Raw genomic sequence first — 18,537 nt, forward strand, 5'->3', positions numbered from 1 at the left:
GGCGCCGACGCCGGCACCGCCGCAAAAGGCCGAGCAAAATGCCCGGAGCCACACATCCCCAGCTTGTCAGTTCGCCCCTCCACCGCCACACTAGCGCTCATGAAAAACGTCAGCCCCAGCTACCTCAAGCATCACTTCCTGATCGCCATGCCGCACATGGCCGACCCGAACTTTGCGCACACCTTGACCTACATCGTCGAGCACAATGCCAATGGCGCCATGGGGTTGGTGGTCAACCGTCCGCAGGACCTGAACCTCGCCGACATCCTCGAACAACTGCGCCCCGAGATCGACCCACCAGCGCTCTGCCAGCATGTGCCGATCTTCATCGGCGGCCCGGTGCAGACCGATCGCGGTTTTGTCCTGCACCCCAGCGGCCCGACCTTCCAGGCCACGGTCGAGCTTGATGGCCTGTCGCTGTCGACGTCCCAGGACGTGCTGTTCGCCATCGCCGATGGCGTCGGTCCGGCCAAAAGCCTGATCGCCCTCGGTTATGCCGGCTGGGAAGCCGGGCAGCTGGAAGCCGAGCTGGCGGACAACGCCTGGCTGACCTGCCCGTTCGACGCCGACATCCTGTTCAACACCAGCAGCGAACTGCGCCTGGAGGCGGCGGCCAAGCACCTGGGCATCAACCTCGCCCTGCTGACCAGCCAGGCGGGCCACGCCTGATGGCCCTGCGACTGATCCTCGGGTTCGACTACGGCACCAAGCAGATCGGCGTGGCGGTCGGCCAGGCCATCACCGGCCAGGCCCGCGAGCTGTGCACCCTGAAGGCGCAGAACGGCGTGCCGGACTGGAACCAGGTCGAAGCCCTGATCAAGGAATGGAAGCCGGATGCGGTGGTGGTCGGCCTGCCATTGAACATGGACGGCACCCCGAGCGAGATGTGCGTGCGCGCCGAGAAATTCGCCCGGCGCCTCAATGGCCGCTACAACCTGCCCTTCTATACCCATGACGAACGCCTGACCACCTTCGAGGCCAAGGGCGAACGCCTGGCCCGCGGCGGCCAGAAAGGCAGTTACCGCGACAACCCGGTCGACGCCATCGCCGCCGCCCTGCTGCTGCAAGGCTGGCTCGACGAAAACGCAGCGCTGTTGAACAACTGAAACGCCGAATCCTGAAGATGCGTGGTCAACCCCCGGCCACGCGCCTCCTGGCCACAACACCAGCCGTAAGACCCTGCGCCTTGCTGCATGCAACCAGGCGCGGGCCCACGAAGGAGCAATCATGAGCCTGCCCAATCCCGCCGAACTGATCAGCCAGATGGCCGTGCGTCTCACCGCCCACCTGGAACAACGCGCCATCAGCGAGCCCCGCTATATTGGCATCCGTACCGGCGGCGTCTGGGTCGCCCAGGCCCTGCTCGCCGAACTGGGCAGCGACGCGCCGCTGGGCACCCTGGATGTGTCCTTCTACCGCGACGACTTCAGCCAGAACGGCCTGCATCCGCAAGTGCGCCCTTCCGAGCTGCCGTTCGAGATCGAGGGCCAGCACCTGATCCTGATCGACGACGTGCTGATGAGCGGCCGCACCATCCGCGCTGCCCTCAACGAGCTGTTCGACTACGGCCGCCCGGCCAGCGTGACCCTGGTCTGCCTGCTGGACCTGGACGCCGCCGAGCTGCCGATTCGTCCGAACGTGGTCGGCGCCACCCTGTCGCTGGCCGCCCACGAGCGGGTAAAATTGTCCGGTCCTGCGCCGCTTCAACTCGAGCTTCAAGACCTCGCCCTTTAATTCGCCCCTCTAAAGAGTCCATTGCGATGACGCCTCTAGACGCCAAGCGCCCGCTGCAGCTCAACGATCAGGGCCAGCTGCGCCACTTCCTCTCGCTCGACGGTCTGCGTCGCGAGCTGCTGACGGAAATCCTCGACACCGCCGACTCCTTCCTCGAAGTCGGCGCCCGGGCCGTCAAGAAAGTCCCTTTGCTACGCGGCAAGACCGTGTGCAACGTGTTCTTCGAGAACTCCACCCGCACCCGCACCACCTTCGAACTGGCGGCCCAGCGCCTGTCGGCGGACGTGATCACGCTCAACGTGTCCACCTCCTCGGCCAGCAAGGGTGAAACCCTGCTCGACACCCTGCGCAACCTCGAAGCCATGGCCGCCGACATGTTCGTCGTGCGCCACGGCGACTCCGGCGCCGCGCACTTCATCGCCGAGCATGTGTGCCCACAGGTGGCAATCATCAACGGCGGCGACGGCCGCCACGCCCACCCGACCCAGGGCATGCTCGACATGCTCACCATCCGTCGGCACAAGGGCGGTTTCGAAAACCTCTCGGTGGCCATCGTCGGCGACATCCTGCACTCGCGGGTGGCGCGCTCGAACATGCTGGCCCTGAAAACCCTGGGTTGCCCGGACATCCGCGTGATCGCGCCCAAGACCCTGCTGCCGATCGGCATCGAGCAATACGGGGTGAAGGTCTACACCGACATGGCCGAAGGCCTGAAAGATGTCGACGTGGTGATCATGCTGCGCCTGCAGCGCGAGCGCATGCAGGGCGGCCTGCTGCCGAGCGAGGGCGAGTTCTACCGCCTGTTCGGCCTGACCACCGCACGCCTGGCCGGCGCCAAGCCGGACGCCATCGTCATGCACCCGGGCCCGATCAACCGTGGTGTGGAGATCGAATCGGCGGTGGCCGACGGTCCGCATTCGGTGATCCTCAATCAGGTGACCTACGGCATCGCGGTACGCATGGCCGTACTGTCCATGGCCATGAGCGGGCAGACCGCCCAGCGACAATTCGAGCAGGAGAACGCCCAGTGAAGCTCAGCATTCTCGGCGCCCGTGTCATCGATCCAAGCAGCGGCCTGGATCAAGTCAGCGATATCCATCTGGAAGCCGGCAAGATCGTCGCCATCGGCGCCGCGCCCGCCGGTTTCAGCGCGGTTGAAAGCCTCGACGCCAAGGGCCTGGTGGCCGCGCCCGGGCTGGTGGACCTGAACGTCTCTCTGCGCGAGCCGGGCTACAGCCGCAAAGGCACCATCGCCAGCGAAACCCGCGCCGCCGCGGCCGGTGGCGTCACCAGCCTGTGCTGCCCGCCGCGCACCAAGCCGGTGCTGGACACCTCGGCGGTGGCCGAGCTGATCCTCGATCGCGCCCGCGAGGCCGGCAACACCAAGGTGTTCCCGATCGGCGCCCTGAGCAAAGGCCTGGACGGCGAACAGCTGGCCGAGCTGATCGCCCTGCGCGACGCCGGTTGCGTGGCCTTCGGCAACGGCCTGGATGGCTTTCGCAGCACCCGCACCCTGTGCCGGGCGCTGGAGTACGCGGCGACCTTCGACCTGACGGTGATTTTCCACTCCCAGGACCGCGACCTGGCCGAAGGCGGCCTGGCCCACGAAGGCGCCACCGCCAGCTTCCTCGGCCTGCCGGGCATTCCGGAAACCGCGGAAACCGTGGCCCTGGCTCGTGACCTGCTGCTGGTGGAGCAAAGCGGCGTGCGCGCCCACTTCAGCCAGCTGACCAGCGCCCGGGGCGTGGCCCTGATCGCCCAGGCCCAGGCCCGTGGCCTGCCGGTGACCGCCGACGTGGCGCTGTACCAGCTGATCCTCACCGACGACGCGCTGATCGACTTCTCCAGCCTCTATCACGTCCAGCCGCCGCTGCGCTCACGCGCCGACCGCGAAGGCCTGCGCGAGGCCGTGAAGTCCGGGGTGGTCCAGGCCATCTCCAGCCATCACCAGCCCCACGAACGCGACGCCAAGCTGGCGCCTTTCGGCGCCACCGAGCCGGGCATCAGCAGCGTCGAGCTGCTGCTGCCACTGGCCATGACCCTGGTGGAAGACGGTCTGCTCGACCTGTCGACCCTGCTGGCCCGCCTGAGCAGCGGCCCGGCCGACGCCCTGCGCCTGCCAGCCGGCAAGCTGGCGGTGGGCGCTCCGGCGGACCTGGTGCTGTTCGACCCGAGCACGTCCACGGTGGCTGGCGAACACTGGTTGTCGAAAGGCGAGAACTGCCCGTTCCTCGGCCATAGCCTGCCGGGCGTGGTGCGTTACACCCTGGTGGATGGGCGGATCAGCCACAAGGGCTGACGGCCATGATCGCGAGCAAGCTCGCTCCTACAGGTACGGCGCAGACCCCATTGGCGCCGCACTTCTTCTGTAGGAGCGAGCTTGCTCGCGATGGCGCTCCTGTATTCAACGCCGCTGCGCGTTACGCAACGACACCTGGTCATTCAGCGTCCAGAAGTCATACAAGACCCCCAGAAAGAACACCCCGCCAGTCAGCAGGTACAGCAGGCCGCTGATCCATTTGCCCTGATACATGCGGTGCACGCCGAAGATCCCGAGAAAGGTCAGGAGGATCCAGGCGACGCTGTATTCGATGGGTCCCGGGGTAAAACGCAGGTCGGCCTCGCGGTCCATGGCCGGGATCAGGAACAGGTCGATCAGCCAGCCGATGCCCAGCAAGCCCAAGGTGAAAAACCAGATGGTTCCGGTAACCGGCTTGCCGTAATAGAAGCGGTGAGAGCCGGTAAAACCGAAAATCCACAACAGGTAACCGATCACCTTGCTGTGGGTGTCATGGGTCGAACCGTCCGGGCGATAGGTGTTCATTGAGTACCTCGTTCCACGCAATAGATAAATTTTCTTTAATTCTTTGTGACTTTTTTACAGGCAGCCGACGTGTGGCAAATGTTAAGGTCGCTGCCATGAAACCCTTGTACTGCCTGACTTCTGTCGGACAATTGCGTCAATTTGCCGCCTCTTCAGCGAATTTGACCTCCAGGTTGAATCGACCAACGGCCTGAGAAGTGACAAAAAAGCTGTTATAAAGTTGCGCGCTAACCCATATGAGCCTTGCCTAATGCGTCCATTTTTCAAGACATGGCTAACCATTTGCCTATTGATGCCACTGGCTGCCCACGCCACCAATCGTGAGCAACGTCTTCCCAACGTGAACGGCTTCACTCCAAAAGCCCACGTCACCCAAATCAGCAAGAACAGCTCCAAGAACAAGCTGTCGGTCAAACGCCCGACTCACCTGAGCAGCGTCAGCAGCAAGCCGGTACCGCAGATGGCGGCCAAGCAGAGCAGCACCGTGCTCAGCCGTGCCGTCAACGTACTGGGTACTCCTTACCGTTGGGGCGGCAGCAGCCCAAGTAAAGGCTTCGACTGCAGCGGCCTGGTGAAATACGCCTTCAACGACGTCGCCGCCGTCGATCTGCCCCGCACCTCGAACGCCATGGCCAGCGGTCACGGGCAGAAAGTCGAGCGCAAGGACCTCAAGCCTGGCGACCTGCTGTTCTTCAACCTCAAGAGCCGTCGGGTCAACCACGTTGCCATCTACCTGGGCAACGATCGCTTCATCCACGCGCCGCGCCGCGGCAAGTCGGTGACCATCGATACCCTGAAGAAGCCGTACTGGGACAAGAACTACGTAGTGGCCAAGCGGGTCCTGCCAAAAGAGCAGAACACCCTGCGCATCGTTCAGCGCTGATCGCCCTCCCTGATCGCGAGTCATCGAGCCACCACGCTCGATGGCTCGCGATTGCATTTGCCGCCCCGATACCTCTTCAAATACTGTCCGGCGCCCGCGCCTTTTCCCGGGCGTGCTCCCGGCTGACCAGCCCCGCATCCACCAGTGCCTTCAGGCTCATGTCCAGGGTCTGCATCCCCAGCGCCCCGCCGGTCTGGATCGCCGAGTACATCTGCGCCACCTTGTCCTCGCGGATCAGGTTACGGATCGCCGCGCTGCCCAGCATGATCTCGTGAGCCGCCACCCGGCCTCCGCCGACCCGCTTCACCAGCGCCTGGGAAACCACCGCCTGCAGCGACTCCGAGAGCATGGAGCGAACCATCGCCTTCTCCTCGGCCGGAAATACGTCCACCACCCGGTCCACGGTTTTCGCCGCCGACGTGGTGTGCAGGGTGCCGAACACCAGATGCCCGGTCTCCGCGGCGGTCAGCGCCAGGCGGATGGTTTCCAGATCGCGCATTTCCCCCACCAGAATCACATCCGGGTCTTCGCGCAGGGCCGAGCGCAGGGCCGTGGAGAAGCTGCGGGTGTCGCGATGCACCTCGCGCTGGTTGATCAGGCACTTCTTCGATTCGTGGATGAACTCGATGGGGTCCTCGATGGTGAGGATGTGCTGGTGCCGGTGCTGATTCAGGTGATCGATCATCGCCGCCAGGGTGGTCGACTTGCCCGAGCCAGTCGGCCCGGTCACCAGCACCAGGCCGCGGGGCACTTCGCTGATGCGGCGAAAGACCTCGCCCATGCCCAGCTCGTCCAGGCTCGGTACCTTGGCCGCAATGCTGCGAAAGACCGCGCCGGCGCCGCGCTGATGGTTGAAGGCATTGACCCGAAAGCGCGCCAGGCCCGGCACCGCGAAGGAAAAGTCGATCTCCAGCGCGGCCTTGAACTCGGCCCGTTGCGGATCAGTCATGCTGGCCAGGATCAGCTCATGCACCTGTTGCGCCTCCAGCACCGGCAGGTTGATCCGGCGAATATCGCCGTCGATGCGAATCATCGGCGGCAAACCGGCCGAGAGGTGCAGGTCCGAAGCGCCCTGTTTGACGCTGAAGGCCAGCAACTCAGTGATATCCATAGCGTTCCCCAATTCCAGTAGAATGCCGCGAACCCAAGACCCGCTGGCGTACATCGAATGTCCACGATAGCAGACAACATCGCCCTGGTTAGCGCACGGATCCGTGCCGCGGCGCAGGCCTCGCAACGTGACGAAAGCAGCATCCATCTGCTGGCCGTGAGCAAGACCAAGCCCGCCGCGGCGCTGCGTGAAGCCTACGCGGCCGGTCTGCGCGACTTCGGCGAGAACTACCTGCAAGAAGCCCTGGGCAAACAGGCGGAACTTGGCGACCTGCCCTTGAGTTGGCACTTCATCGGCCCCATTCAGTCGAACAAGACGCGAGCTATCGCCGAGAACTTCGCCTGGGTGCATTCCGTGGATCGCTTGAAAATCGCTCAACGCCTGTCCGAGCAACGCCCGGCCGACTTGCCGCCGCTGAACATCTGCATTCAGGTCAATGTCAGTGGCGAGGCCAGCAAATCTGGCTGCACACCGGCCGACCTGCCGGCCCTGGCCAGCGCCATCAGCGCCTTGCCGCGCCTGAAACTGCGCGGGCTAATGGCGATTCCCGAGCCGACCGAAGATCGTGCCGCCCAGGACGCCGCCTTCGCGGCCGTGCGCAGCCTGAACGACAACCTGCGCGACAGCCTGGACCTGCCAACCGACACACTTTCCATGGGCATGAGCCACGACCTCGAAGCGGCCATCGCCCAAGGCGCCACCTGGGTACGTATCGGTACCGCCCTGTTTGGTGCCCGCGATTATGGCCAGCCATGACTGTGGCGGCCTCACCTCTGAATAAGGACCTGTCATGAGCAAGACTCGTATCGCCTTTATCGGCGCCGGCAACATGGCTGCCAGCTTGATCGGCGGCCTGCGCGCCAAGGGCCTGGACGCCAGCCAGATCCGCGCCAGCGACCCGGGCGCCGAAACCCGCGCCAAGGTCCAGGCCGAGCACGGCATTGAACTGTTCGCCGACAACGCCGAAGCCATCGACGGCGTCGACGTGGTGGTGCTGGCGGTCAAGCCACAGGCCATGAAGGCCGTGTGCGAAGCCCTGAGCCCCAGCCTGAAACCGCACCAGTTGATCGTGTCCATCGCCGCCGGCATCACCTGCGCCAGCATGAACAAGTGGCTCGGCGAGCAGCCGATCGTGCGTTGCATGCCCAACACCCCGGCCCTGCTGCGCCAGGGCGCCAGTGGCCTGTACGCCACCGCCGCGGTGAGCGCGGCGCAACGCCAGCAGGCCGAAGAACTGCTGTCGGCCGTGGGCATCGTCCTGTGGCTGGAACAGGAGCAGCAATTGGACGCGGTGACCGCGGTGTCCGGCAGCGGCCCGGCGTATTTCTTCCTGCTGATCGAAGCCATGACCGCCGCCGGCGAGAAACTCGGCCTGCCACGGGAAACCGCCCGCCAACTGACCCTGCAGACCGCACTGGGCGCGGCGCACATGGCGGTGTCCAGCGACGTGGACGCGGCTGAACTGCGCCGCCGCGTGACCTCGCCGGCCGGGACCACGGAAGCCGCGATCAAGTCGTTCCAGGCCAGTGGCTTCGAAGCCCTGGTGGAAAAAGCATTGGGTGCCGCCGCGCACCGCTCGGCCGAGATGGCCGAACAACTGGGCCAATAAGGAGCCAATGATGATTGGATTGAACACTGCGGCGGTGTACGTGCTGCAAACCCTGGGCAGCCTGTACCTGCTGATCGTGCTGCTGCGCTTCGTGCTGCAACTGGTACGCGCCGACTTCTACAACCCGCTGTGCCAGTTCGCCGTGCGCGCCACCCAGCCGCTGCTCAAGCCGATGCGCCGGGTCATCCCGAGCCTGTTCGGCCTGGACATGTCGTCGCTGATCCTGGCGATCGTCGTGCAACTGCTGCTGATGGCCCTGACCCTGCTGCTGACCTACGGCACCACCGGCAACCCGCTGCAACTGCTGATCTGGTCGATCATTGGCGTGACCGCGCTGTTCATGAAGATTTTCTTCTTCGCCCTGATCATCAGCGTGATCCTTTCCTGGGTCGCCCCGGGCAGCCATAACCCGGGCGCCGAGCTGGTCAACCAGATCTGCGAGCCGGCCCTGGCGCCGTTCCGTCGCATCCTGCCGAGCATGGGCGGCCTGGATATCTCGCCGATCCTGGCGTTCATGGTGCTCAAGCTGATCGACATGCTGGTGATCAACAACCTGGCGGCCATGACCATGATGCCGGAAATCCTGCGTCTGCTGATCTGACCAGGCCTCTGCGATGAGTTACTTTCGCTGGGACGGCGACGATCTGATCCTGGAGTGCCACCTGCAACCTGCGGCCCGTAGCGATGATTTCGCCGGGCTGCATGGCGAGCGCCTGAAGATCCGCCTCACCGCGCCGCCGGTGGAGGGCAAGGCCAACGCTTATTTGATGGCGTTCCTGGCCAAGGCCTTCGGCGTATCCAAGAGCCAGGTCAGCCTGATCAGCGGCGAGCTGAACCGGCAGAAACGGGTGCGGATCAACGCGCCGAAAAAACTCCCGGACCTGCCGGAATTACAGCGTCCATCCTGATCACTCTCTGTAGCCGCTGCCGTAGGCTGCGATAAGGCCCGCAGGGCCTTCCTGGGCCCTCAAAAGCAGCGCCCGCTTCGCGGTCGATCGCAGCCTTCGGCAGCGGCTACAACGATTGGCGCAACCCACGCAGGCCTTTGCTTGCCGCTGGGGGCAGCGGTCTTTAGACTTACGCCTCATTTAAACGAGAGCAGGGTCGATGCCAACTGCCTTTCCCGCCGATTCCGTTGGTCTGGTGACGCCGCAAGTGGCGCATTTCAGCGAGCCCCTGGCCCTGGCCTGCGGCCGCTCCCTGCCAGCCTATGATCTGATCTACGAGACCTACGGCCAGCTGAACGCCACGGCGAGCAATGCCGTGCTGATCTGCCACGCCCTGTCCGGCCATCACCACGCCGCCGGCTACCACAGCCCCGACGACCGCAAGCCGGGCTGGTGGGACAGCTGCATCGGCCCGGGCAAGCCGATCGACACCAACAAGTTCTTCGTCGTCAGCCTGAACAACCTCGGCGGCTGCAACGGCTCCACCGGTCCGAGTAGCGTCAATCCGGACACCGGCAAGCCGTTCGGCGCCGACTTCCCGGTGCTGACCGTGGAAGACTGGGTGCACAGCCAGGCGCGCCTGGCCGACCGCATCGGCATCCACCAGTGGGCCGCCGTGATCGGTGGCAGCCTGGGCGGCATGCAGGCCCTGCAATGGACCATCACCTACCCGGAGCGGGTGCGCCATTGCCTGGCCATCGCTTCGGCGCCCAAGCTGTCGGCGCAGAACATCGCCTTCAACGAAGTGGCGCGCCAGGCCATCCTCACCGACCCCGAATTCCACGGCGGTTCGTTCCAGGAACAGGGCGTGATCCCCAAGCGCGGGCTGATGCTGGCGCGGATGGTCGGGCACATCACTTACCTGTCCGACGACTCCATGGGCGAGAAATTCGGCCGTGGCCTGAAGAGCGAAAAGCTCAACTACGACTTCCACAGCGTCGAGTTCCAGGTCGAAAGCTACCTGCGTTACCAGGGCGAGGAGTTCTCCGGGCGGTTCGACGCCAACACCTACCTGCTGATGACCAAGGCCCTGGATTACTTCGATCCGGCGGCGAACTTCGACGATAACCTGGCGAAAACCTTCGAAGGCGCCAAGGCCAAGTTCTGCGTGATGTCCTTCACCACCGACTGGCGCTTCTCCCCGGCCCGCTCGCGGGAGCTGGTGGATGCCCTGATGGCCGCGCGCAAGGACGTCAGCTACCTGGAAATCGATGCCCCACAGGGCCACGACGCCTTTCTGATTCCGATCCCGCGTTACCTGCAGGCGTTCGGCAACTACATGAACCGTATAACGCTGTGAGGACGCCATGAGAGCCGATCTGGAAATCATCCAAGAATGGATCCCCGCCGGCAGCCGCGTGCTCGACCTCGGTTGCGGCAATGGCGAACTGCTGAGCTGGCTGCGCGATCACAAGCAAGTCACCGGCTATGGCCTGGAAAACGACCCGGACAACATCGCCGAGTGCGTGGCCAAGGGCATCAACGTCATCGAGCAGGACCTGGACAAGGGCCTGGGCAACTTCGCCAGCAACAGCTTCGACATCGTGGTCATGACCCAGGCCCTGCAGGCCGTGCACTACCCGGACCGGATCCTCGACGAAATGCTGCGGGTCGGCCGCCAGTGCATCATCACCTTCCCCAACTTCGGCCACTGGCGCTGCCGCTGGTACCTGGCCAGCAAGGGGCGGATGCCGGTCTCCGAATTCCTGCCGTACACCTGGTACAACACGCCGAACATTCACTTCTGCACGTTCGAGGACTTTGAAGAGCTTTGCCGCGAACGTGAAGCCAAGGTCATCGATCGCCTTGCGGTGGATCAACAGCACCGGCACGGGTGGGCCAGTAAGCTATGGCCTAATCTGTTAGGTGAGATCGGCATCTACCGCGTCAGCAGCCCCGGCCTGCAGGATCACCAGATCGCGGTATAAACCAGGTTCAAAAGGAGAACGATCATGGGTCGCTTGGTTACTTTTCTATTGGCAGCGTGCCTGAGCGCATCGGCGATGGCCGCCGAGCCCATCAAGGGCGAGCGCCAGGAAGTGTTCGGTGACGTGACCGTGCACTACAACACCTTCAACTCCACCTTCCTGCAACCGGATATCGCCAAGGCCGCGGAGCTGGTGCGCAGCAAGAACCAGGGCGTGATCAACGTTTCCGTGCTCAAGGCCGGCAAACCGCTGGTCGCCCAGGTCACCGGGACCGTCAAGGACCTGACCAGCCAGTCGGTGCCGCTGAAATTCAAGCAGGTCACCGAACAGGGCGCGATCTACTACATCGCCCAGTATCCGGTGGAACAGCAGGAAACCCGCACCTTCGAAATCAAGGTGCAGACCGGTGACGCGATCAACACCATCAACTTCAACCAAGAGCTTTTCCCCGGCGAATGATGACTTTTACCCAACTCGTACTGGCCAGCCATAACGCCGGCAAGCTCAAGGAACTCCAGGCCATGCTCGGCGACTCGGTGCACCTGCGCTCGATCGGCGAGTTCAGCAGCGTCGAACCGGAAGAAACCGGCCTGTCGTTCGTCGAGAACGCCATCCTCAAGGCCCGCAACGCTTCGCGCATTTCCGGCCTGCCGGCGCTGGCGGACGATTCCGGCCTGGCGGTGGATTTCCTCGGCGGCGCGCCAGGCATCTACTCGGCGCGCTACGCCGACGGCCAGGGCGACGCGGCGAACAACGCCAAGCTGCTGGACGCCCTGAAGGACGTTCCCGAGGCCGAGCGCGGCGCGCAGTTCGTCTGCGTCCTGGCGCTGGTGCGACATGCCGAGGATCCGCTGCCGATCCTCTGCGAAGGCCTGTGGCACGGACGCATCCTCACGGCCGCCAGCGGCGAGCACGGTTTCGGCTACGACCCGCTGTTCTGGGTGCCGGAGCGCAACTGCTCCAGCGCCGAACTGGACCCGATCCAAAAGAACCAACTCAGCCATCGCGCCCGCGCCATGGCCATTCTGCGGCAACGCCTGAGCCTGCAATGACCATTGATTCGTCCGCGCCACCGCTGATTCTCGGCGGCGCGCAAACGCCCCGGGCGGCCCTGCCCCAGCTGCCGCCCCTGGCGCTGTACATCCACATCCCGTGGTGTGTACGCAAATGCCCTTACTGCGACTTCAACTCCCACGCCGCCAGCCCGGTGCTGCCGGAAGAAGAGTACGTCGACGCCCTGCTGGCCGACCTCGACCAGGACCTGTCCGCCGTCTACGGCCGCGAGCTGAGTTCGATCTTCTTCGGCGGCGGCACGCCGAGCCTGTTCAGCGCCCAGGCCCTGGGCCGGTTGCTCAAAGGCGTGGAGCAACGCATCCCGTTCGCCCGCGACATCGAGATCACCCTGGAAGCCAACCCCGGGACCTTCGAACAGGAGAAGTTCACCGCCTATCGCGCCCTGGGCATCAATCGCCTGTCGATCGGCATCCAGAGTTTCCAGGAAGACAAGCTCAAGGCCCTGGGCCGCATCCACAATGGCGACGAAGCCGTGCGCGCCGCCGGCATGGCACGCCAGGCCGGGTTCGACAACTTCAACCTGGATCTGATGCACGGCCTGCCCGACCAGTCCCTGGACGACGCCCTGGGCGACCTGCGCCAGGCCATCGCCATGAAGCCGACCCACCTGTCCTGGTACCAGCTGACCCTGGAACCCAATACGGTGTTCTGGAACCAGCCGCCGACGCTGCCGGAAGACGACACCCTGTGGGACATCCAGGAAGCCGGCCAGGCACTTTTGGCCGAGCACGGCTACGCCCAGTACGAAGTCTCGGCCTATGCCCAGCCCGGTCGGGCGGCCCGGCACAACCTCAATTACTGGAGCTTCGGCGACTTCATCGGCATCGGCGCCGGGGCACACGGCAAGCTCAGCCATCCGGACGGGCGCATCGTGCGCACCTGGAAGACCCGCCTGCCCAAGGACTACCTCAACCCGGCGAAAAACTTCAAGGCCGGCGAAAAGGACCTGAGCAACGAAGAGCTGCCGTTCGAGTTCCTGATGAACGCCCTGCGCCTGACCGAAGGCGTCGAGGCGCGGCTGTATCCGGAGCGTACCGGGCTGCCCCTGGAAAGCCTCGCCGAAGGTCGCCGCGACGCCGAACAAAGCGGCCTGTTGCAGGTCGAACCGTCACGCCTGGCCGCCACCCCGCGCGGCCAGCTGTTCCTCAATGACTTGCTGCAGAAATTTCTGAGCTGATTTCAGCCCTAAGGGAAAACGAATGGATTTGATACTCGACCTGCTCGCTACCGTGTCCCGCTGGAGTCGCAGCAACCTTTCAGAAATCTCCCTGGCCCTCGTCGGCTGCCTGTTGGTGCTGTTCGGCGCCGATATCAAGGGCTGGGTCGAAGCACGCCTGGGCGGCCTCGCCGGCGCCCTGCGCGTACCGATGATGGCGCTGCTGTGCATGATCGGCAGCGGTGCCGCGCTGATCTACGCCACGCCGTGGATCGTCCGCGGCCTGAGCCAGTTCAACAACTACAGCCTGGCGCCGGTGCTGCTGGTGGTGCTGGTGTTGATCGGCGTCGTCGCCGACCGCCGATAAGCCGCGCCCCGTAGGAGCGAAGCTTGCTCGCGATGAACGATGACGCGGGGTCAGGTATTGCGCGTGGCGGCCATCCCGGGCAAGTCGGATCGCCGCCCGCGCGCTCCTACAGAACACGAAATGCAGGGATATGCAGAACATGAGTAAAAAGCGCCTGGACGACACCAGCAAGTTTCTCAGCTACGTGCTGCGTCACGAGCCGCAGGCGATTGGCCTGCTGCTGGACAGCGAAGGCTGGGCCGAAGTCGAGGCCTTGATCGGCGGTGCAGCCAGGGAAGGACACCAGCTGACGCCCGAACTGATCGCCGAGGTAGTCGCCAGCAACGACAAGAAACGCTTCGCCCTGTCCGAGGACGGCCAGCGCATCCGCGCCGTGCAAGGTCATTCCAGCAAGACCGTGAACCTGCAACTGGCCGAGCAGCAGCCACCGGCCGTGCTTTACCACGGCACTGCCACGCGGTTCATCGACTCGATCAACGAGAAAGGCCTGATCCCAGGCTCACGTCATCACGTGCACCTGTCACAGGACCTGGCGACCGCCGAAACAGTGGGACAGCGTTACGGGAAGGTGGTGATACTCAAGGTCGCCGCACAGGACATGCAGGCGCAGGGCTTCACGTTCTATCAGGCAGAGAACGGGGTCTGGCTGACCGATCACGTTCCCGTCGATTTCCTCTCGCCCCTGTAGGAGCGAAGCTTGCTCGCGATAGCGGACTTCGCAGCGCCGCTATCTTTCAGCCTGGCAGCCGATCGCGAGCAATCGAGCATCGACCGGATGCTCCTACACAGCAGGGCTCACGCCAGCTTTTCGAACTTCAGGTCCCACACACCATGGCCCAGGCGCTCGCCGCGGCGCTCGAACTTGGTGATCGGCCGTTCGGCCGGGCGTGGCACGCACTTGCCGTCTTCGGCCAGGTTGCGGTAACCCGGCGCGACATTCATCACTTCCAGCATGTACTCGGCATAAGGCTCCCAGTCGGTGGCCATATGCAGGATGCCGCCGACCTTCAGCTTGCTGCGCACCAGCTCGGCGAAGGACGCCTGGACGATACGCCGCTTGTGGTGACGGCTCTTGTGCCACGGATCGGGGAAAAACAGCATCAGGCGATCCAGGCTGTTATCGGCGATGCAGCGGTTGAGCACTTCGATCGCATCGCAATCGTAGACCCGCAGGTTGGTCAGGCCCTGGGTCAGCACGCCGTTGAGCAACGCGCCGACACCCGGACGGTGCACTTCCACACCAATGAAATCCTGCTCCGGCGCGGCCGCGGCCATTTCCAGCAGCGAGTGGCCCATGCCGAAGCCGATTTCCAGGGAGCGTGGCGCCGAGCGACCAAACACCTGATCGAAATCCACCGGCGCGTCGGCCAGCGGCAGCACATACAGCGGCGCGCCCTGCTCCAGGCCGCGCTGCTGGCCTTCGGTCATGCGCCCGGCGCGCATCACGAAACTCTTGATGCGGCGGTGTTGGCGCTCGTCGCCGGCTTCCGGCTGGATTGGCGTGTCGTTTGATTCAGTCATCAATGGCTCTTACTTGATCAGACCATCCAGCGGCGAGGAGGCGCTGGCATAGAGTTTCTTCGGCATGCGGCCGGCGAGGTACGCCAGGCGGCCTGCCACAATGGCGTGCTTCATGGCTTCGGCCATCAGCACCGGTTGTTGCGCATGGGCGATGGCCGAGTTCATCAGCACCGCTTCGCAACCCAGTTCCATGGCAATGGTGGCGTCGGAGGCAGTGCCGACACCGGCATCCACCAGCACCGGGACCTTGGCTTCTTCGAGAATGATCTGCAGGTTGTACGGGTTGCAGATCCCCAGGCCAGTACCGATCAGGCCGGCCAGCGGCATGACCGCGATGCAGCCCATTTCCGCCAGCTGGCGGGCGATGATCGGGTCATCGCTGGTGTACACCATCACGTCGAAACCTTCCTTGACCAGCACTTCGGCGGCCTTGAGGGTTTCCAGCACGTTGGGGAACAGGGTTTTCTGGTCGGCCAGCACTTCCAGCTTCACCAGATTGTGACCGTCGAGCAGCTCACGGGCCAGGCGGCAGGTGCGCACGGCCTCGACCGCGTCATAGCAGCCGGCGGTGTTCGGCAGGATGGTGTAGCGATCCGGCGGCAGGATATCCAGCAGGTTCGGTTCGCCCGGGTTCTGCCCGATATTGGTCCGGCGCACGGCGACGGTGACGATCTCGGCCCCCGAGGCTTCGATGGCCAGGCGGGTTTCTTCCATGTCACGGTACTTGCCGGTGCCTACCAGCAAACGCGACTGGTAAGTACGACCGGCCAGGACGAAAGGCTTGTCGCTGCGAACGTTGCTCATCGGAAATCCTCTGTTGGGGTGAGGTTCTTGCAGAATGCGTGGGTGGGGCCAGCCCTGGCCCGGGTGGCTAGCCGCCGCCGATGGCGTGTACCACTTCGACCTGATCGCCCTCGTTGAGGGTGGTCTCGGCGTGCTGGCTGCGCGGGACGATATCCAGGTTGAGTTCGACCGCGATCCGGCGTCCGGTCAGGTCCAGACGGGTCAGCAGGGCCGCAACGGTTTCGCCGTCGGGCAGTTCAAAGGATTCGCCGTTCAACTGAATGCGCATGCCGAATGCCGCCATCATTTTTAGGGGCCAGCATTCTAGCCCGATCAGTCTGGCCGACCCAAGCCATTCGTCTCGAAATGGACCTGCCGGTCAGCTCAACCGCCAGGCGGCAAGACCCAGGCACAACCAGCCGACCAGGAAGGCCAGACCACCGAAGGGGGTGACGATGCCCAGCTTGCTGAAACCGGTCAGGGTCAGCAGGTAGAGGCTGCCGGAAAACAGCAGGATGCCGATGGCGAACGAAGCGCCGGCCCAGGTCACCAGGCGGCCGGGGTTCTGCGTGGCCAGCAGCGCCACGCCCAGCAGCGCCAGGGTGTGCACCAGCTGGTAGGTGACGCCGGTATGGAAAATCGCCAGGTATTCCGCGCTCAGGCGATTTTTCAGGCCATGGGCAGCGAATGCGCCCAGGGCAACGCCGGTAAAGCCGAAAAAGGCGGCCAGCATCAGGAAGCCACGCAGCATGAGGAACTCCAGTCAGAATCGTCGGTCGGGCCTGTATAATGGCGCGCTCAACGGGTTCGGCCAAGCCATCTCTATGCTGCGTTTATTTTTCCGTCGTTTCTCTAAAGCCCTGTTCTGGTTCGCCGTCGGCAGCGTTTTGCTGGTGCTGGTGTTCCGCGTCGTGCCGCCTCCGGGCACGGCCTTGATGGTCGAACGCAAGATCGAATCCTGGATCGACGGCGAGCCCATCGACCTGCAACGCAGCTGGAAACCCTGGGAGGAAATCTCCGACGACCTGAAGGTGGCGGTGATCGCCGGCGAAGACCAGAAGTTCCCTGAGCACTGGGGGTTCGACATTGGCGCGATCCAGGCCGCCTTCGCCCACAACGAGCGCGGCGGCTCGATTCGCGGCGCCAGCACCCTGAGCCAGCAGGTGGCGAAGAACCTGTTTCTGTGGTCTGGGCGCAGTTGGCTGCGCAAAGGACTGGAAGCCTGGTTCACCGGGCTGATCGAGATCTTCTGGCCCAAGCAACGGATTCTCGAGGTCTACCTCAACAGCGTCGAGTGGGACGAAGGCGTATTTGGCGCCGAGGCCGCGGCGCGGCATCACTTCGGTGTCAGCGCGGGCTCGCTGTCGCGGCAACAGGCCAGCCTGTTGGCCGCGGTCCTGCCCAACCCACGGGTATGGAGCGCCAGCCATCCGAGCAGCTACGTGGCACAACGGGCCGGCTGGATCCGCCGGCAGATGAGCCAGTTGGGTGGCGACAGCTACCTGCTGGGCCTGAACGATTCACGCAAGGCGCTGTGGGCGCAGTGATGTCCAGGATCCGCGCTACAGGCCCGCGTCTTCTTCTGTAGGAGCGAAGCTTGCTCGCGATAGCATCCCCACAGACACCACCGTTCCAACGCCACAAACAAAAACGCCCCGATCGGATCGGGGCGTTTTTTATTGCGTGGCCGTATTACGCGGCAATCGACAGCTTGAGCTTGTTCATCGCGCTCTTCTCGAGCTGACGAATACGCTCGGCCGACACGTTGTACTTCTGCGCCAGGTCGTGCAGCGTGGCTTTCTCTTCCGCCAGCCAGCGCTGGTAGAGAATGTCGCGGCTGCGGTCGTCCAGCACTTCCAGCGCCTCGTGCAGGTTGCTGGTGGAGTTGTCGGTCCAGTCGGCATCTTCCAGCTGACGGGCCGGATCGTACCGGTGGTCTTCCAGGTAGTTGGCCGGCGATTGGAAGGCGCTGTCGTCATCCGCTTCGGCGGCTGGGTCGAAGGCCATGTCATGGCCGGTCAGGCGGCTTTCCATCTCGCGCACTTCGCGCGGTTCCACACCGAGGCTTTCCGCCACACGATGGACTTCTTCGTTGTTCAACCAGGCCAGACGCTTCTTCTGGCTGCGCAGGTTGAAGAACAGCTTGCGCTGGGCCTTGGTGGTCGCGACTTTCACGATGCGCCAGTTGCGCAGGATGAACTCGTGGATTTCCGCCTTGATCCAGTGCACGGCGAACGAAACCAGACGCACACCCATTTCCGGGTTGAAGCGTTTTACAGCCTTCATCAGCCCGACATTGCCTTCCTGAATCAGGTCGGCCTGGGCCAGACCGTAGCCGGAATAGCTACGGGCGATATGTACGACAAAACGCAGGTGGGCGAGCACCATCTGCCGAGCCGCCTCAAGATCCTGCTCATAGTAGAGACTCTCGGCCAGTTCACGCTCCTGCTCGGGCGTCAGCAATGGAATGCTGTTCACCGTGTGCACATAGGCCTCCAGGTTCGCACCTGGGACCAAGGCATAAGCAGGTTGCAAAGAAGTGGTCATACGAAAAAACCTCCGACTCACATAACTCGTGCTTATTCAGCACTGCTGAAAAT

Annotated in this window: 25 protein-coding genes; 18 read left to right on the forward strand and 7 right to left on the reverse strand. The window is 63.9% G+C overall.

The genetic code is table 11. From position 1 onward, the window contains the following. The first annotated feature begins 99 nt into the window (after positions 1 to 99). The 5 genes from J4E58_RS26565 to J4E58_RS26585 all read left to right on the forward strand — a co-directional run bounded on the left by J4E58_RS26565 (position 100) and on the right by J4E58_RS26585 (position 4,033). Positions 100 to 669, forward strand: coding sequence for a YqgE/AlgH family protein (locus J4E58_RS26565; protein WP_007929972.1), 570 nt, complete (start codon positions 100 to 102; stop codon positions 667 to 669). Beyond that, on the forward strand, positions 669 to 1,106 hold the full coding sequence (gene ruvX, locus J4E58_RS26570) for a Holliday junction resolvase RuvX (protein ID WP_009046019.1): 438 nt from the start codon (positions 669 to 671) through the stop codon (positions 1,104 to 1,106). Before J4E58_RS26565 ends, ruvX begins: the two co-directional genes overlap by 1 nt. Positions 1,107 to 1,227: 121 nt before the next feature. Continuing rightward, entirely contained in the window at positions 1,228 to 1,734 is a 507-nt protein-coding gene (gene pyrR, locus J4E58_RS26575) for a bifunctional pyr operon transcriptional regulator/uracil phosphoribosyltransferase PyrR (RefSeq protein ID WP_007929976.1), read from the forward strand. Between the two features lie 26 nt (positions 1,735 to 1,760). Next, positions 1,761 to 2,765 (forward strand): aspartate carbamoyltransferase catalytic subunit, encoded by a 1,005-nt coding sequence (locus J4E58_RS26580; protein WP_007929978.1) that lies wholly within the window; start codon positions 1,761 to 1,763, stop codon positions 2,763 to 2,765. Beyond that, a complete protein-coding gene (locus J4E58_RS26585; protein WP_087092454.1) occupies positions 2,762 to 4,033 on the forward strand; it encodes a dihydroorotase in 1,272 nt (423 codons plus the stop codon). The genes J4E58_RS26580 and J4E58_RS26585 overlap by 4 nt, the downstream gene beginning before the upstream one ends. Positions 4,034 to 4,138: 105 nt before the next feature. Here the strand turns inward: J4E58_RS26585 and J4E58_RS26590 are convergent, their stop codons facing one another. Continuing rightward, positions 4,139 to 4,558 (reverse strand): TM2 domain-containing protein, encoded by a 420-nt coding sequence (locus J4E58_RS26590; protein ID WP_007929980.1) that lies wholly within the window; start codon positions 4,556 to 4,558, stop codon positions 4,139 to 4,141. Between the two features lie 250 nt (positions 4,559 to 4,808). On the opposite strand from J4E58_RS26590, the gene J4E58_RS26595 reads away from it, so the two are divergent. Beyond that, on the forward strand, positions 4,809 to 5,441 hold the full coding sequence (locus tag J4E58_RS26595; RefSeq protein ID WP_007929981.1) for a C40 family peptidase: 633 nt from the start codon (positions 4,809 to 4,811) through the stop codon (positions 5,439 to 5,441). A 76-nt stretch (positions 5,442 to 5,517) separates the two neighbouring features. On the opposite strand, the gene J4E58_RS26600 is transcribed toward J4E58_RS26595, so the two are convergent. After that, positions 5,518 to 6,552 (reverse strand): type IV pilus twitching motility protein PilT, encoded by a 1,035-nt coding sequence (locus J4E58_RS26600; protein ID WP_087092455.1) that lies wholly within the window; start codon positions 6,550 to 6,552, stop codon positions 5,518 to 5,520. Between the two features lie 57 nt (positions 6,553 to 6,609). On the opposite strand from J4E58_RS26600, the gene J4E58_RS26605 reads away from it, so the two are divergent. The 11 genes from J4E58_RS26605 to J4E58_RS26655 all read left to right on the forward strand — a co-directional run bounded on the left by J4E58_RS26605 (position 6,610) and on the right by J4E58_RS26655 (position 14,321). Further along, positions 6,610 to 7,308, forward strand: a complete 699-nt coding sequence (locus J4E58_RS26605; protein ID WP_009046024.1) for a YggS family pyridoxal phosphate-dependent enzyme — start codon at positions 6,610 to 6,612, stop codon at positions 7,306 to 7,308. A 34-nt stretch (positions 7,309 to 7,342) separates the two neighbouring features. Then, complete coding sequence (gene proC / locus J4E58_RS26610) at positions 7,343 to 8,161, forward strand: pyrroline-5-carboxylate reductase (RefSeq protein WP_087092456.1); 819 nt, start codon at positions 7,343 to 7,345, stop codon at positions 8,159 to 8,161. 10 nt (positions 8,162 to 8,171) lie between these two features. Then, positions 8,172 to 8,762: a YggT family protein gene (locus J4E58_RS26615; RefSeq protein WP_007929986.1), complete on the forward strand. Its 591-nt coding sequence runs from the start codon at positions 8,172 to 8,174 to the stop codon at positions 8,760 to 8,762. A 13-nt stretch (positions 8,763 to 8,775) separates the two neighbouring features. Continuing rightward, positions 8,776 to 9,069 (forward strand): DUF167 domain-containing protein, encoded by a 294-nt coding sequence (locus J4E58_RS26620; RefSeq protein ID WP_053262984.1) that lies wholly within the window; start codon positions 8,776 to 8,778, stop codon positions 9,067 to 9,069. A 199-nt stretch (positions 9,070 to 9,268) separates the two neighbouring features. Then, positions 9,269 to 10,408 (forward strand): homoserine O-acetyltransferase, encoded by a 1,140-nt coding sequence (locus J4E58_RS26625; RefSeq protein ID WP_087092458.1) that lies wholly within the window; start codon positions 9,269 to 9,271, stop codon positions 10,406 to 10,408. Between the two features lie 7 nt (positions 10,409 to 10,415). After that, positions 10,416 to 11,036, forward strand: coding sequence for a methionine biosynthesis protein MetW (gene metW / locus J4E58_RS26630; protein WP_007921185.1), 621 nt, complete (start codon positions 10,416 to 10,418; stop codon positions 11,034 to 11,036). Between the two features lie 24 nt (positions 11,037 to 11,060). Continuing rightward, positions 11,061 to 11,495: a DUF4426 domain-containing protein gene (locus J4E58_RS26635; RefSeq protein WP_007921193.1), complete on the forward strand. Its 435-nt coding sequence runs from the start codon at positions 11,061 to 11,063 to the stop codon at positions 11,493 to 11,495. After that, a complete protein-coding gene (gene rdgB / locus J4E58_RS26640; protein ID WP_009046030.1) occupies positions 11,492 to 12,088 on the forward strand; it encodes an RdgB/HAM1 family non-canonical purine NTP pyrophosphatase in 597 nt (198 codons plus the stop codon). Before J4E58_RS26635 ends, rdgB begins: the two co-directional genes overlap by 4 nt. Continuing rightward, positions 12,085 to 13,287: a radical SAM family heme chaperone HemW gene (gene hemW, locus J4E58_RS26645; RefSeq protein ID WP_087092459.1), complete on the forward strand. Its 1,203-nt coding sequence runs from the start codon at positions 12,085 to 12,087 to the stop codon at positions 13,285 to 13,287. Before rdgB ends, hemW begins: the two co-directional genes overlap by 4 nt. Before the next feature lie 22 nt (positions 13,288 to 13,309). Continuing rightward, a complete protein-coding gene (locus J4E58_RS26650) occupies positions 13,310 to 13,633 on the forward strand; it encodes a DUF3392 domain-containing protein (RefSeq protein WP_007921199.1) in 324 nt (107 codons plus the stop codon). Positions 13,634 to 13,772: 139 nt separating this feature from the next. Beyond that, the gene (locus tag J4E58_RS26655; protein WP_087092514.1) at positions 13,773 to 14,321 is read left to right on the forward strand and encodes an RNA 2'-phosphotransferase; all 549 of its coding nucleotides are present in this window, start codon (positions 13,773 to 13,775) and stop codon (positions 14,319 to 14,321) included. A gap of 107 nt (positions 14,322 to 14,428) precedes the next feature. Here J4E58_RS26655 and trmB read toward each other — a convergent pair whose 3' ends face one another. From trmB to J4E58_RS26675, 4 genes are all read right to left on the reverse strand, one after another. Next, complete coding sequence (trmB, locus tag J4E58_RS26660; RefSeq protein ID WP_016704842.1) at positions 14,429 to 15,154, reverse strand: tRNA (guanosine(46)-N7)-methyltransferase TrmB; 726 nt, start codon at positions 15,152 to 15,154, stop codon at positions 14,429 to 14,431. Positions 15,155 to 15,163: 9 nt separating this feature from the next. Further along, entirely contained in the window at positions 15,164 to 15,958 is a 795-nt protein-coding gene (locus tag J4E58_RS26665) for a thiazole synthase (protein WP_007921204.1), read from the reverse strand. Between the two features lie 67 nt (positions 15,959 to 16,025). Continuing rightward, entirely contained in the window at positions 16,026 to 16,226 is a 201-nt protein-coding gene (gene thiS / locus J4E58_RS26670; RefSeq protein WP_007921206.1) for a sulfur carrier protein ThiS, read from the reverse strand. A gap of 90 nt (positions 16,227 to 16,316) precedes the next feature. Continuing rightward, complete coding sequence (locus J4E58_RS26675; protein WP_087092460.1) at positions 16,317 to 16,688, reverse strand: DUF423 domain-containing protein; 372 nt, start codon at positions 16,686 to 16,688, stop codon at positions 16,317 to 16,319. Between the two features lie 73 nt (positions 16,689 to 16,761). Between J4E58_RS26675 and mtgA the strand changes: the two genes are divergently transcribed. Further along, positions 16,762 to 17,484 (forward strand): monofunctional biosynthetic peptidoglycan transglycosylase, encoded by a 723-nt coding sequence (gene mtgA / locus J4E58_RS26680; RefSeq protein ID WP_087092515.1) that lies wholly within the window; start codon positions 16,762 to 16,764, stop codon positions 17,482 to 17,484. A gap of 145 nt (positions 17,485 to 17,629) precedes the next feature. On the opposite strand, the gene rpoH is transcribed toward mtgA, so the two are convergent. Continuing rightward, complete coding sequence (gene rpoH / locus J4E58_RS26685) at positions 17,630 to 18,484, reverse strand: RNA polymerase sigma factor RpoH (protein ID WP_007921212.1); 855 nt, start codon at positions 18,482 to 18,484, stop codon at positions 17,630 to 17,632. Between the last annotated feature and the right edge of the window lie 53 nt (positions 18,485 to 18,537).

This window comes from Pseudomonas sp. FW305-25 (assembly GCF_017351415.1).
GTDB classification, from domain to species: Bacteria; Pseudomonadota; Gammaproteobacteria; order Pseudomonadales; family Pseudomonadaceae; genus Aquipseudomonas; species Aquipseudomonas chlororaphis.